This is a genomic window from Roseateles sp. GW821-FHT09G03, from assembly GCF_059416045.1.
This window is the reverse complement of the sequence record NZ_JBWKOK010000005.1, coordinates 188,906-201,517: the sequence shown is the minus strand read 5'-3', so window position 1 is coordinate 201,517 and position 12,612 is coordinate 188,906. Positions and strand designations below refer to the sequence as shown.

Here is a 12,612-nt window from a genome sequence, read left to right as displayed (position 1 = left end):
CTTACTCCAGGTCTTACTCCTCGCGTTCCTTCAGCAATTGCGGCGTGATCTCCACCGCGCCCTTCTCGGTGCTGACGTACGCCGTCCCGTCCTGGATGCTGACCTGCCACTGCATGCCGCGCTCGGCCAGCGCGGCCAGCGCCTGGGCCTGCTCCGCCGGGATCTGCCACACCGCCAGCTTGGGCGTGCGCTGCAGCTTGTTCTGGATGCCGGCCCACCACACCGGCGTGCTGGACGCGTAGCCGATGACGGTGACGCGGTCCGCTCTGCCGTGCGCCTGGCGCAGGCGACGTTCGTCGGGCTGGCCGAGCTCGATCCAGTGGACGACCTGCCCGGTGAGGTCGAGCTGCCACAGCGGCGGCTCATCCACGTCGGACAGGCCCTTGCTGAATTCCAGCTTGCCGTGCAGGTCGTCGGCCGGCACGTTCAGCGCGTAGGCGAGGATGCGCAGCATCATCCGTTCGTCGGTCTCCGACGGATGGCGGGCGACGGTCAGGGAGTGCTCGCCGTAGACATGGCGGTCCATGTCGGAGAGTTGCAGCTGGGCTTTGTGGATGGTGGCCTTGAGCGCCATGGTGGGGTGCCGCCTGGGGGGCGGTCGTGTTCGCGGTGGTCGGGGTGGACAGCCCGCCGTGCGGGCTGCACGCGGGCCGGAAACGATCTGAAGCGGCGCATTATCCGGGTCGTGGCATCATGCCGACCCGCACAGCGGACCGGTCGCGAGCCGGACGGTCCGTACCGACGAGACAGCGCCCATCCGGCGCAATGACTTGAGAGACGACATGAACACTCTTCGCACCTCCCTCGCCGTCGCGGCACTGCTGGCCTGCGGCCTGGCCGTGGCACAGACGAGCGCCCCGGCCAAGCCCGCCGCCAAGCCGGCCACGTCCGCCGCGCCGGCAGCCGCCGCGACCACCAAGGGCGGCAAGGGCAAGCTGATGACGCGCGACGAGCTGCGCACCTGCATGAACACCAATCAGCAGAACGAAGCCACCGCCGCCGAGCTCGACAAGAAGAAGGCCGAGGTCCTGAAGGAGCGCGACGAGCTGAAGGCCTCCAAGGCCGAGTCCGACAAGTTCGAGGCCGACATGCAGGCGCAGAGCACGGCCCTGAAGGCCGAGATCGACAGCGTGAAGGCCTTCGGCGCGGAGATCGAAGCCGGCGCGGCCAAGATGGAGAAGGCGGACCTGAAGGCCAAGCAGGAGGAGTACCAGGCGCGCGCCAACGCCCTGCAGCCCAAGATCGACGCCTTCAACAAGGCGCGCAACGACCGCGTCGAACTCAACAAGAGCTTCAACGTCCGCGTCGAAGCGCACCAGAAGATCGCCGACGACTTCAACGAGGCCGTCGAGGATCTGAACGACAAGCGCAACGAATGGAAGTTCAAGTGCGCGAGCCGCTCGTACGACGAAGCCGACGAGATCGCGATCAAGAAGGAACAGAACAAGAAGTGATGAGAAAGGGGCAGACCCGATGAGCACCAATCCGCTGCTGTCCGCCTGGACCGGCCCGTACGGGCTGCCCCCGTTCGACGCGATCCGCGCCGAACATTTCGAACCCGCCTTCGAGGCCGCGCTCGCCGCGCATCGCGCCGAGCTCGACGCGATCGCGTCGCAGCCTCAGGCGCCGGACTTCGACAACACGCTGGCCGCGCTCGACCGCGCCGGCCGCGCGCTGACCGCGCTGGAGCACCTGTTCTCGACGCTGAGCGCCTCGGCCAGTTCGCCCGAACTGCAGGCCGTGCAACGCCGCATGGCCGCGCCGCTGGCGGCGCACACCAACGCGATCTACCTGAACGCCGCGCTGTTCGCGCGCGTCGAGCGCCTGCATGAGCAGCGCGCCTCGCTGGCCCTGCCGGCCGAGTCGCTGCGCTTGCTCGAACGCGTGCACCTCGACTTCGTCCGTGCCGGCGCCCGCCTGCAGGGCGAGGCCCGTTCGCGTTACGCCGCGATCATGGAGCGGCAGGCCGAACTCAACACCCGCTTCGCGCAGAACGTGCTCGCCGACGAAAGCGCCTATCAGCTGGTGCTGCGGGGCGAGGCGGAGCTGGCCGGCTTGCCGGACTTCGTGCGCGCCGCCGCCCGGCAGGCCGCGCTGGAGCGCGGACAGACGGAGGAGGGCGTGCACGTCGTGACGCTGTCGCGCTCGCTGATCGTGCCCTTCCTGACCTTCAGCGAACGCCGCGACCTGCGCGAGCAGGCGTGGCGCGCCTGGGTCGGCCGCGGCGAGATCGCCGGCGACACCGACAACCGCGACCTGGTGCGCGAGCTGCTGGCGTTGCGCCACGAGCAGGCCACCTTGCACGGTCATCGCAGCTTTGCGGACTACGCGCTCGCCGACACGATGGCGGGCCGGCAGTCCGCCGTGCAGGGCCTGCTCGACCAAGTCTGGGAACCGGCCAAGGCCGCCGCCGCACGCGAGCGAGCGATGCTCGACGAGGTCCGCGTGCAGCTCGGCCACGAGCTGACGATCGAGGCCTGGGACTGGCGCTGGTACGCGGAGAAGGTCCGCCAGCAGCGCTTCCAGCTCGACGAGGCCGAGGTCAAGCCCTACTTCCCGCTGGACGCGATGGTGCAGGCGATGTTCGACTGCGCCTCGCGGCTCTATGGGCTGCGCTTCGTCGCGCAGCCGCAAGTCGCCGGCTACCACCCCGACGTGAAGGTCTACGAGGTGCAGCGGCCGGACGGCTCGCTGCGCGGGATCTTCGTGCAGGACAACTTCGCGCGGCCGACCAAGCGCAGCGGCGCCTGGATGAACGCGCTGCGCTGGCAGGCCCGCAACGGCATCGACGCGCTGCCGATCATCCTGAACAACAACAACTTCGCGAAGGGCGCGCCGGGCGAGCCGACGCTGCTGTCCTTCGACGACGTGCGCACGCTGTTCCACGAATTCGGCCACGGCCTGCACGGGCTGCTGTCGGACGTGTCGTTCGAGCGCCTGTCCGGCACGCAGGTGCTGCGCGATTTCGTCGAGCTGCCCTCGCAGCTGATGGAGCACTGGATGGCCGAGCCCGCGGTGCTCAAGCAGCACGCGCGCCACTACAAGACCGGCGAGCCGCTGCCCGATGCGCTGCTCGATCGCCTGAAGGCGGCCGCGACCTTCAACCAGGGGTACGAGACGGTGCGCTACTGCGCGTCGGCGCTGGTGGACCTGGCGCTGCATGGGCGGGAGCAGGCCGAGGTGCCGGACCCGGTCGTCTTCGAGCGCGAGACGCTGGAGCGCCTGGGCCTGCCGCCGGCGATCGGCATGAACCATCGGCTGACGCACTTCCAGCATCTGTTCTCGGGCAGCTATTACGCGTCCGGCTACTACGTCTACCTGTGGGCGGAAGTGCTGGACTGCGATGCCTTCGAGGCCTTCGTCGAAGCGGGCGACCCGTTCGACGCGGCGACCGCGCAAGCGGTGCTGGCCAACATCCTGTCGGTCGGCAACAGCCGCGAACCGGGCGCGGCCTACCGTGCGTTCCGCGGCCGGGATGCGCGCGTGGAGCCGATGTTGAAGGGCAGGGGACTGATCCCCGCTTGAGGCTCATTGGCCGAGCGGGTCGCTGACTTCAACGGTGACGTCGATCTGACGCAGGGGCTCCGGAAGGGGCCCCTAGTTCTTGGGGTAAACCCTTTTGACGGGCGTCATTCATCGCGCTCAGCCGCAGTTCATCGGCGGCTGGCACGGGTTGGTCGCAGCCGGCTTTCGCCGGGGGTTAACCCTTGGAATCATTCGTCCCGTGCCGCAAGAACAACCCGCGGCCCGGAGAACGAGATGAACACCATTCGCTGCTACGACCGATTCACGAACGTCAAGCGTGTCGCCGCGCTGATCGGCGTCGCGACCGGCATCGTCGCCGGCCTGCTGCTGGCACTGCCCAGTCGCGCCGAAGAGCCGCAGCGACTGCCCACGGTGGTCATCCACGGCAAGTCGACCCAGACGCTGGCTGCGCTGCGCGCCGCCGGCGACGTCCAGACACTGCCGACGGTGGTCGTCACGTCCCGCCGCGCCGATCGCGCGCTGGACGGCGAACAGGTGGCCGCGCGATGAGCGAACACGACGCCCTCTCCGGCATCCGCCTGTCCTGGCCGGCTCCGCTCCAGGGAGCGATGGGCGGTGTGATCGCGGGCGCAGAGCGCGCCGCGGTTTCAGCCTCGGCTCAGCCGGTTTCCGCCGCGCTCCCTATGATGCGGGGATGGACTCTGCCCACGCCGCCCTCGATCCCGTCGCTGCCGACGTGACCGCCTCGCCCGAGGTCGTCCCGCTCGCCGCGGCGACGCCCTCCAAGCTGCGATTCGCCGCCGTGACCGGCGCGGGTTCGGGCATCGGCCGCGCCGCCGCGCAGGCGCTGATGCAGGCCGGCTGGCAGGTCGCGCTGCTCGGCCGCCGCGACGAGATGCTGCGCGAGACCGCCGCCTTCGCGCCCGAACGCGCGCTGGTGCTGCCCACCGACGTCGCTGACGAGGCGCAGGTTGCCGCCGCCTTCGACGCGATCGAGCGCCGCTGGGGCCGGCTCGATTTCCTGTTCAACAACGCCGGGCGCGGCGCGCCCGCGTCGGACATCGACGAGCTCAGCATCGAGACCTGGCGTGCCGTCGTCGACATCAACCTGACCGGCAGCTTCCTGTGCGCCCGCGCGGCCTTCGGACTGATGAAGCGGCAGTCGCCACGCGGTGGGCGCATCGTCAACAACGGCTCGATCTCGGCGCATGCGCCGCGGCCAGGGTCGATCGCCTACACCGCGACCAAACACGCCATCACCGGCCTGACGAAGACCTTGGCGCTGGACGGCCGCAAGCACGACATCGCCGCCGGCCAGCTCGACATCGGCAACGCCGAGACCGACCTGACCGAGCGCTTCGTGCACGGCGTGCCGCAGGCGCACGGCGGCACGATGGTCGAACCGCGCATGGACGTCGCCCACGCGGCCAGCGCGCTGCTCTACATGGCGGAATTGCCGCTGTCGGCCAACGTGCCGTTCCTGACGGTCATGGCCACCAAGATGCCCTACATTGGACGAGGCTGAACCCCGGGGTGGGTCGACCACGCACTTGAAACCGCGCGATCGCCCCGATCTGAAGGACCGATGAACGCTCTCTCCACGCTTTTCTCGATCGCTGCCCGCCTCGTGCTGGCGGTGGCTTCCATCGTGCTGTTCCTGGCGGTGCTCGCCGCCGGGCTGGTGATCTTCGGCGTCGTGCTGCTGTGGAGCCTGATCCGCGGCCGCAAGCCGACGCTGCACACGGCCACGTTCCGCCGCGCGGCGCAGTTCCGTTCGCAGGCGTTCCGGCCTGGTGGGATGAATGGCATGCATGGCGACCGGGCGTCGCAGGGTGAGGTGATCGACGCCGAGGTCCGCGAAGTCCCCAACGTCGATCCGCGCCTGGAACGCTGAGCTCAGTACTTCGGCGGCGCGCTGAGCTCGTCCCAGAGCTCGTCGTAGATGCGGTAGCGCGACGGGCTGATCTTGCCCGCCTCGACGGCGACCAGCACTGCGCAGCCGGGCTCGTGCCGGTGGCTGCAGTTGTGGAAGCGGCACTCGCCGAGATACGGCTGGAAATCGGGCATGTAGCTCGCCAGGTCCGGTGCGGCGATCTGCCGCAGGCCGAATTCCTGGAAGCCCGGCGAGTCGAGCAACGCATCCTCACGCCCGGAATCCATCCAGTACCACTGCGTCGTGGTCGTCGTGTGGCGTCCTGAATTCAGCGCCACCGAGATCTCGCCCACCTGCGCCTTCGCGTCCGGCACCAGCAGGTTGATCAAGGTGCTCTTGCCGGTGCCGCTGGGGCCCAGCACCAGCGTCGCCTGGCCGTGCAGGAGCGGCCGCAGCGTGTCGCTCGCCTCGTCGGGACGACCCTTGAAGCTGAGCTCCAGCACCCGCTGGCCCATCGCCTTGTAGGGCGCGAGGCGCTCCCGCGCCGCGTCCGCGCCGGGCAGGTCGGTCTTGTTCAGCACGATGTCGGCGGTGATGCCGGCGCTGCGCGCCGCGATCAGCGCGCGCGTGAGTTGCGATTCCGAGAATTGCGGGTCCACCGCCACCAGGATCAGCAGCCGGTCCAGGTTGGCCGCGAAGCTCTTGGTCTTCCACTCGTCCTGGCGGAAGAGCAGGTTGCGGCGCGGCTCGACCTTTTCGATCACGCCCTCGTGGTCGCTGCTGCGCAACCAGCGCACGCGGTCGCCGACGACGCAGTCGCTCTTCTTGCCGCGGGTCAGGCAGTGGATGCGCTGGCCATCGTTGTCCTCGATGACGTAATGGCGGCCGTGTCCGCGCACCACCAGACCGGTCTGGACGTCCTTGCTCATGCAGATTGCCCCGTCGGCGAGCCGGACGTTGCCGCCGTCGTCGAGAGGATCGCGGCGATCGCCGCGAGCCGCTCGCTGGTCGGCGGATGAGAGTAGTAGACACGCGCGAAGAGCGGATCCGGCGTCAGCGTGCCGGCATTGTCCTCGTGCAGCTTCAGCAAGGCGCTGGACAGGTCGGCGCCACCGGCGTGCTGGCACGCATAGGCGTCGGCCTCGAACTCGTCCTTGCGGGACCACAGGGACATCAGCGGCGTCAGGAAGAAGGTGAAGGGCGGCAGCGCCATCAGGATCAGCAGCAGCGCCAGCGCGTCGTTGGGCGTGTCGAGGCCGGGCCGCACGCCCAGGCCGAGGTAGAAGCCGGCCTGTCCGCTCAGCCAGCCCAGCAGCGCGAAGACGCCGAGGCTCATGGCGAAGCTGCCGACCATGCGTTTGAGCAGGTGGCGCCGTTTGAAATGGCCGAGCTCGTGCGCGAGCACCGCCTCCATCTCCGGCGGAGCGAGCCGTTCCAGCAGGGTGTCGAAGAACACCACCCGCTTGGCCGACCCCAGACCGACGAAATAGGCGTTGCTGTGCGACGAGCGCTTGCTGCCGTCCATCACGAACAGTCCCTTGGCGGTGAAGCCGCAGCGTGTCAGCAGCGCGCGGATGGAGTCGGCCAGGGCGGCATCGCGCAGCGGCTCGAACCTGTTGAACAGCGGCGCGACGAACAGCGGGATCACCACCATCATCAGCAGGTTGTAGGCCATCCACGCGCCCCAGGCCCACAGCCACCAGAACGGGCCGGCCTTGGCCATCAGCCACAGGATCAGCGCCGCGAACGGCAGGCCGAGCACGAGCCCGATCCCGACGGCCTTGATGCCGTCGACGATGAAGAGCCGCAGCGTCATCCGGTTGAAGCCGAAGCGCTCCTCGAGGCGGAAGATGTTGTAGAGCGACCAGGGCAGGTCCAGCACGCCGGAGAGCAGCGCGAACGCGGCCAGCAGGCCGAGCTGGTAACCCATGTCGCCAAGCTCGGGGTGCCACGACAGCATCCACTGGTTGAGCAGGTCCAGTCCGCCCAACAGCGTCCAGCCGACCAGCAACGCCGTGTCCCAGGCCAGATGCAGCGTGCCGAAGCGGCCGCGGGCGACGGTGTAGTCGGCCGCCTTCTGATGCGCCGACAGCGGCACGGTCCCGACGAACGCGGCCGGCACCGCGCCGCGATGCCGCGCCACATGGCGCATTTGCCGTGACGACAGCCAGAGCTTGACCAGGAAGGACAGCACCACGGCGGCGACGAAGGCCGCGGTCAGCACCAGCGGGGAGTGGCCCAGCGCGGAGGGCGCCGGAGCGGCGGCGAACGCCGCGGGAGAGATCTGCATGGACGCAAGTGTAGAGGGGCCCGACTCGGCGACAATCGCGCCCAACCTGAAGGACAACCACCCCATGACCACCGACACCACCGCCGTCCCCGCCGCTGGCGCCGGCGCCAATCCCGTGCTGCCGCTCAACGACCAGAACCTGATCTGGATCGACCTCGAAATGACCGGCCTGTATCCCGACAAGGACCGCATCATCGAGATCGCCGTCGTCGTCACCGACGCCCAACTGACGGTGCGCGTCGAAGGCCCCGTCTTCGCGATCCACCAGTCCGACGCGATGCTGGACGGCATGGACGCCTGGAACAAGGGCACGCACGGCAAGAGCGGCCTGATCGACCGCGTCAAGGCATCGACGATCGCCGAGGCGGACGCCGAGCAGCAGGTCATCGATTTCCTGAAGGCCTACATCCCCGCGGGCAAGTCGCCGATGTGCGGCAACTCGATCTGCCAGGACCGCCGCTTCCTGGCCAACTACATGCCCAAGCTGGAAGACTTCTTCCATTACCGCAACCTGGACGTGTCGACGCTCAAGGAGCTGGCGCGCCGCTGGAAGCCCGCCGCGATGGAAGGCTTCAAGAAGGCCCAGAAGCACACGGCGATGGCCGACATCCACGAATCCATCGACGAACTGCGGCACTATCGCGAGCATTTCCTGAAGCTGGATTGAGCCTGGCTCGATGAACACCTCGCGCCGCCCGCAGGACCTGTGGGCGGCCTTCGACTTTCCGCGCCACCCGCTGGCGCGCGAGGACGGCGAACGTCTGCGCGGCGCCTTTTTCGCGCCGCCGGCGGAGCGCCTGATCGCGCGCGATCCCGATCGCCTGCGCGCCGTGCTGCGGCTGGCGCATGCCGCGTCCCGCGCAGGAGCGTGGGTGCTGGGCGGATTGCGCTACGAGGCGGCGGGCGCGCTCGACGGCGTGCTTCGCACGAGACCGGCGGGCGAGACCCCGCTGGCGGAGTTCCACGTCTGGCATGAAGCGCCCGAGGCGTGGCCGGAAGACCTCGCGGCGGAAGGCGCGTCCCGCGTGCATCCGATGACCGCGTGGCGGGACACGCAGGACGAGTCCGATGAGCAGGCGCAGGTGGAGCGCATCCGCGAGTACATCCGCGACGGCGACTGCTACCAGGTCAACCTCACGACCCGGCTGAGCGCCGAGGCGCTCGACGGCTTCGACGAGGTCGCCCATTTCTTCGCGCTGCATGCGTCGCAGCCGGGCGGGTTCTCGATGTTCCTGAGGACCGGGGACGGCACTGGCGATGGCGGCGATCGCGGCGCGGTGGCGAGCGTCTCGCCGGAACTCTTCTTCGACTGGCGTCCGTTGCCCGAGACACCGCAGGCCAGTCACACCTGGCTGCTGTCGGCGCAGCCGATGAAAGGCACGGCGCCGCGCGGCCGCGATCGCGCCGGAGACGAGGCCGCGCAGGCCTACCTGCGCACCAGCGCCAAGGAACGCGCCGAGAACCTCATGATCGTCGACCTGCTGCGCAACGACCTCTCGCGCGTCGCGGTGCCGGGCTCGGTGCGCGTGCCGCGGCTGTTCGAGCTGCACGCGCTGCCGACGGTCTGGCAGATGACCTCGACGATCGGCGCGGTCACGCGGGCCGGGCTCGCGCTGGACGACGTCATGACCGCGCTCTTCCCCTGCGGGTCCATCACCGGCGCGCCGAAGAAGCGCGCGATGGAAGTCATCGACGAGCTCGAGCCCGGCCCGCGCGGCTGGTACTGTGGCGCGCTCGGACTGTTGCAGCCGGGTGGGGCGGTGACCTTCAACGTGCCGATCCGCACCGTCGAGCAGACGGGGCGTGCCCTGCGCTGCGGCGTGGGCAGCGGCATCACGCTGGATTCGAGACCCGCTGACGAGATCGACGAGTGGCGGGCGAAGGCGCGCTTCCTGTGGCGCGCCCGTGCGCCCATCGAGGCGCTGGAAACGATGCGGCTGGAAGACGGCGAGTTCGCCCGCGCCGGCCGGCACCTGGCGCGCCTGCAGCGCACGGCGCGGCATTTCGGGCTGGCCTGGTCGGCGGACGCGGCGAAGGCGTGCCTCGTCGACATCGCGCGGCGCCATCCGCGCGGCGCGTGGCGCGTCCGGCTGACGCTGGCCCGGGACGGGATCTTCAACGACACGGTTCAGGCCTTGCCGCCACCGGCGGGATCGATGACGCCGACGGCACCGATGGAAACGGCAGAGCCACTGACAGTGGCCTTGGCCCGGACGCCGATCGACGCGCGCGGTCCGGCGGCGGAATTCATCCAGCACAAGACGACGCGTCGCGAGGTGTACCAGCCCTTCCTGGACGCCAAGCCGGCGGACTGCTTCGACGTGCTGCTGTTCAACCGGGACGGCGAGCTCACCGAAGGCTGCCTGACCAACCTCGCGCTGCAGCGGGCGCCGGAAGGACCGTGGCTGACGCCGCGCGCCGAGGCCGGCCTGCTGCCCGGCACCTTGCGCGAGGAATTGCTGGAACAGGGGCGGCTGCGCGAGGCGCGGCTGACCCTGGACGATCTGCGGCGGGCGCATGCGCTCGCCATCTTCAACGGTGTGCGTGGCTGGCGTGAAGTGCGGCTGCGACACGAGGATTCTCATGACGACGACTTCCCAACGACGCCGCCCCGCGGCGCGCAAGACCCGAGCGGTGAATGAAGCGGCCGCGCCGGTCGCGATCGACGCCGCCGTGGACACGGTGATCGAGCTCGAGCCCGAAGCAGTGGCCGAGGCGGTGCCGATCCCGGCGAGCGAGGCGCCCAAGCCCGCGCGCAAGCGGCCTGCCCGCGCCAAGGCGATTGAAGCTGCGCCCGCGGTGTTGTCTGAGGTCGCTCCGGTGGCGACGGCAGAAGCCGCTGAAACGCCGGTCGTGATGGCGGCGGAGGCCGTCGTCGACGCTGATGCACCAGCACCGAAGCGGCCGTCGCGCAAGCGCCGCGCCGCGGCGAAAGCCGTGGCCGTCGAGGAGCCCGCCGCCGCGGTCGCGTCGGAGGTCGTCGAGGCCATGGCGGTTGCCGAGGTGACCGCGCCTCCGGCCGAGTCCGTCGCCGCCGACGATGCCGTTGCCGAGTCCGCCCCCGCCCGCAAGGGTCGCCGCAAGCCCAAGGCCGAGGCGGCCGTCGAGGAAGTCCCGGCGGAGCCGCCGCGTTTCACGCTCGGCCCGCGCGAGGAGGACGGCGTGTTCGGCGACTACGAACTGCGCGACGGCGAGACTGGCGGCACGTTCCGCCTGCGTCTGCTGGGGCGCAAGACCTGGCGCTGCGATTGCGCCGGTTATCGCGACCAGGGCACCTGCGAACACGGCGACCAGTTGCTGGCGCTGTTCGACGACGCTCAGCACGAGGCGCTCGATGCCGGCTGGCCCGCGCGTGAGGCCGAGGTCTGGCTCGTGCCCGGCGATGAGCGCGAGCTGCAGTGGGTCTGTGGCCGCGAGGTGCCGCAACGCCTGCGCGATCAGGCGGGTCTGGACGATCAGCAGCGCCGCCGCGCCGAGGGCGGCCACGCCTGGCTGCAGCAGGTGCTGAGCGACGCCCGCGCACTGGGCGTGGTGCTGCGCGTCGATGCGCCGGTGTGGCCGCAACTGGCTTGCGGACGGGATTCGCAGGCGCGCGTGCAGCGTCTCGAAACGCTGATGGCCGACGGCGCCGCGATGCGCGCGCTGCTGCGCGACGAGCTGCCGATCCATGCCTGGGAGGCCGCGCTGTTTGCCGTCTGTGCCGGCCGCGCGCTGATTTCCGACGACCTCGGGCTCGGCCAGCGCGGCGCCGCCATCGCCGCGATCCAGTTGTGGGCGACGCTCTTCGGCGTGAAGCCGGCCGTCGTCATCGCGCCGGAAGGTGCGCACGCCGCCTGGCAACGCGATCTGAAGCGCTGGCTCGGTGACGACGCCAAGTCGGTGACGGTGGCCGCCGCGCCGCCCTCGAAGCCTCAGCCGGCGTTGCTGGTCGTCGACGGCATCGAGTTGATGGACGCCGATCGTCTGACCGCGTTGCGCGCGCTGCCGGCTGCTCACGTACTGCTGATCGCGCACGAGGAACCGCTCCGTGACGCACGCCTCGGCGAATGGGTCGACTGGCTCGACGACATGCGCCGCGGCCCACTGTCCGACTTGCGCGTACTGCCGGACGACGCCGGCAAGAAGGTCAGGCGCGACGCGCTGGAACCGCTGCTGCTGTCGCGTCGCAAGCGCGAGCTGGATGACCAGTTGCCGGCCGCGCTGCTGACGCCGCTGTGGCTGGATGGTGCCGGCTCGAACGGCGCCAGTCTGCCCGCTGCGCCGCTGAAGCAACTCCGCCAACTGGTCGAACGCTGGACAGCGCTGCGTTTCCTGTCGAGCGCCGAGCAGCAACAGTTGCTGGAGGCGCTCGCGCTGCTGCCGCCGACCTCGCGCCAGGCGCTGGCCGCGAAGGCCGAGGCGGTACTTGCGCTGCGCCGCGACTGGATCCAGTCCGCCGTGCCGGCCGCCGCGCGCCTGCTCATCTGCGCGCGCTCGGAGACGCTGCTGGACAGCTTGGCGATGTCGCCACAACTGAGGCGTCTGCCGCCGCAACGCCTGCGCGCCGGTGACACAGCTGCCGTCCGCGAGGCGGCGCTGTCGGCATGGCGCAGTGCCGCAGCCGGCGTGCTGCTGGCCAGCGACGATGCGCTCGGCAGCCTGGACGGCGGCGAACTCGCCGGCGACCGCGTCGCCATCGTCCATGCGGACCTGCCCTGGCAGCCCGCCGTGCTGGCGCGACGCATCGAGGCGACCTGCGGTGGCGATGCCTGCGGCGTGCCGTCGGCACTGCTGCTGGTCGAGGACTCGCTCGACACGGCCGTGCTGCGCGCGCAGCGCGACGGCGTGGTGTTCCCCGATTGGCTGGACACCGCGCCCGCGTGGCTGGATGCCGATCAGCTCGACGCGCTGATGGCGGTGCTGCCGACGCTGCTGGAAGGGGTGTAGGCCCCTCCGCGAGCGTCGCAACGATCTGCTAGGTGAA

The 12,612-nt window shown here is 70.1% G+C and carries 11 protein-coding genes; 8 read left to right on the top strand and 3 right to left on the bottom strand.

The window, feature by feature from the left end; all coding sequences use genetic code 11:
* Positions 1–13: 13 nt before the first annotated feature.
* A complete protein-coding gene (locus AC07OZ_RS19515; protein ID WP_377153514.1) occupies positions 14–574 on the bottom strand; it encodes a YaeQ family protein in 561 nt (186 codons plus the stop codon).
* Between the two features lie 208 nt (positions 575–782).
* On the opposite strand from AC07OZ_RS19515, the gene AC07OZ_RS19510 reads away from it, so the two are divergent.
* The 5 genes from AC07OZ_RS19510 (at position 783) to AC07OZ_RS19490 (ending at position 5,380) form a co-directional block, all read left to right on the top strand.
* Positions 783–1,454 carry a hypothetical protein gene (locus AC07OZ_RS19510; RefSeq protein WP_495468743.1) on the top strand — a complete coding sequence of 224 codons (672 nt, stop codon included), beginning with the start codon at positions 783–785 and terminating at the stop codon, positions 1,452–1,454.
* 19 nt (positions 1,455–1,473) lie between these two features.
* Positions 1,474–3,525, top strand: coding sequence for a M3 family metallopeptidase (locus AC07OZ_RS19505; RefSeq protein ID WP_495468742.1), 2,052 nt, complete (start codon positions 1,474–1,476; stop codon positions 3,523–3,525).
* Between the two features lie 234 nt (positions 3,526–3,759).
* A complete protein-coding gene (locus AC07OZ_RS19500; RefSeq protein WP_495468741.1) occupies positions 3,760–4,035 on the top strand; it encodes a hypothetical protein in 276 nt (91 codons plus the stop codon).
* A 145-nt stretch (positions 4,036–4,180) separates the two neighbouring features.
* Positions 4,181–5,011, top strand: a complete 831-nt coding sequence (locus tag AC07OZ_RS19495; protein WP_495468740.1) for an SDR family oxidoreductase — start codon at positions 4,181–4,183, stop codon at positions 5,009–5,011.
* Between the two features lie 60 nt (positions 5,012–5,071).
* On the top strand, positions 5,072–5,380 hold the full coding sequence (locus AC07OZ_RS19490; protein WP_495468739.1) for a hypothetical protein: 309 nt from the start codon (positions 5,072–5,074) through the stop codon (positions 5,378–5,380).
* A 2-nt stretch (positions 5,381–5,382) separates the two neighbouring features.
* On the opposite strand, the gene rsgA is transcribed toward AC07OZ_RS19490, so the two are convergent.
* Both rsgA and AC07OZ_RS19480 read right to left on the bottom strand, forming a co-directional pair.
* Positions 5,383–6,288: a ribosome small subunit-dependent GTPase A gene (rsgA, locus tag AC07OZ_RS19485; protein ID WP_495468738.1), complete on the bottom strand. Its 906-nt coding sequence runs from the start codon at positions 6,286–6,288 to the stop codon at positions 5,383–5,385.
* Entirely contained in the window at positions 6,285–7,649 is a 1,365-nt protein-coding gene (locus tag AC07OZ_RS19480; protein WP_495468737.1) for a M48 family metallopeptidase, read from the bottom strand. Before AC07OZ_RS19480 ends, rsgA begins: the two co-directional genes overlap by 4 nt.
* Positions 7,650–7,713: 64 nt before the next feature.
* Between AC07OZ_RS19480 and orn the strand changes: the two genes are divergently transcribed.
* Genes orn through AC07OZ_RS19465 form a run of 3 tightly spaced genes read left to right on the top strand, consistent with a single transcriptional unit; the run spans position 7,714 to position 12,575 of the window.
* Positions 7,714–8,316: an oligoribonuclease gene (orn, locus tag AC07OZ_RS19475; RefSeq protein WP_495468736.1), complete on the top strand. Its 603-nt coding sequence runs from the start codon at positions 7,714–7,716 to the stop codon at positions 8,314–8,316.
* Between the two features lie 10 nt (positions 8,317–8,326).
* Complete coding sequence (locus AC07OZ_RS19470; protein ID WP_495468735.1) at positions 8,327–10,291, top strand: chorismate-binding protein; 1,965 nt, start codon at positions 8,327–8,329, stop codon at positions 10,289–10,291.
* Positions 10,233–12,575 (top strand): hypothetical protein, encoded by a 2,343-nt coding sequence (locus tag AC07OZ_RS19465; RefSeq protein WP_495468734.1) that lies wholly within the window; start codon positions 10,233–10,235, stop codon positions 12,573–12,575. Before AC07OZ_RS19470 ends, AC07OZ_RS19465 begins: the two co-directional genes overlap by 59 nt.
* Positions 12,576–12,612 lie beyond the last annotated feature (37 nt).

What these genes read in the sequence shown, in the direction of transcription:
- AC07OZ_RS19515 (WP_377153514.1), bottom strand. Translation starts at nt 574, where the DNA reads ATGGCGCTCAAGGCCACCATCCACAAAGCCCAGCTGCAACTCTCCGAC.
- AC07OZ_RS19510 (WP_495468743.1), top strand. Translation starts at nt 783, where the DNA reads ATGAACACTCTTCGCACCTCCCTCGCCGTCGCGGCACTGCTGGCCTGC.
- AC07OZ_RS19505 (WP_495468742.1), top strand. Translation starts at nt 1,474, where the DNA reads ATGAGCACCAATCCGCTGCTGTCCGCCTGGACCGGCCCGTACGGGCTG.
- AC07OZ_RS19500 (WP_495468741.1), top strand. Translation starts at nt 3,760, where the DNA reads ATGAACACCATTCGCTGCTACGACCGATTCACGAACGTCAAGCGTGTC.
- AC07OZ_RS19495 (WP_495468740.1), top strand. Translation starts at nt 4,181, where the DNA reads ATGGACTCTGCCCACGCCGCCCTCGATCCCGTCGCTGCCGACGTGACC.
- AC07OZ_RS19490 (WP_495468739.1), top strand. Translation starts at nt 5,072, where the DNA reads ATGAACGCTCTCTCCACGCTTTTCTCGATCGCTGCCCGCCTCGTGCTG.
- rsgA (WP_495468738.1), bottom strand. Translation starts at nt 6,288, where the DNA reads ATGAGCAAGGACGTCCAGACCGGTCTGGTGGTGCGCGGACACGGCCGC.
- AC07OZ_RS19480 (WP_495468737.1), bottom strand. Translation starts at nt 7,649, where the DNA reads ATGCAGATCTCTCCCGCGGCGTTCGCCGCCGCTCCGGCGCCCTCCGCG.
- orn (WP_495468736.1), top strand. Translation starts at nt 7,714, where the DNA reads ATGACCACCGACACCACCGCCGTCCCCGCCGCTGGCGCCGGCGCCAAT.
- AC07OZ_RS19470 (WP_495468735.1), top strand. Translation starts at nt 8,327, where the DNA reads ATGAACACCTCGCGCCGCCCGCAGGACCTGTGGGCGGCCTTCGACTTT.
- AC07OZ_RS19465 (WP_495468734.1), top strand. Translation starts at nt 10,233, where the DNA reads ATGACGACGACTTCCCAACGACGCCGCCCCGCGGCGCGCAAGACCCGA.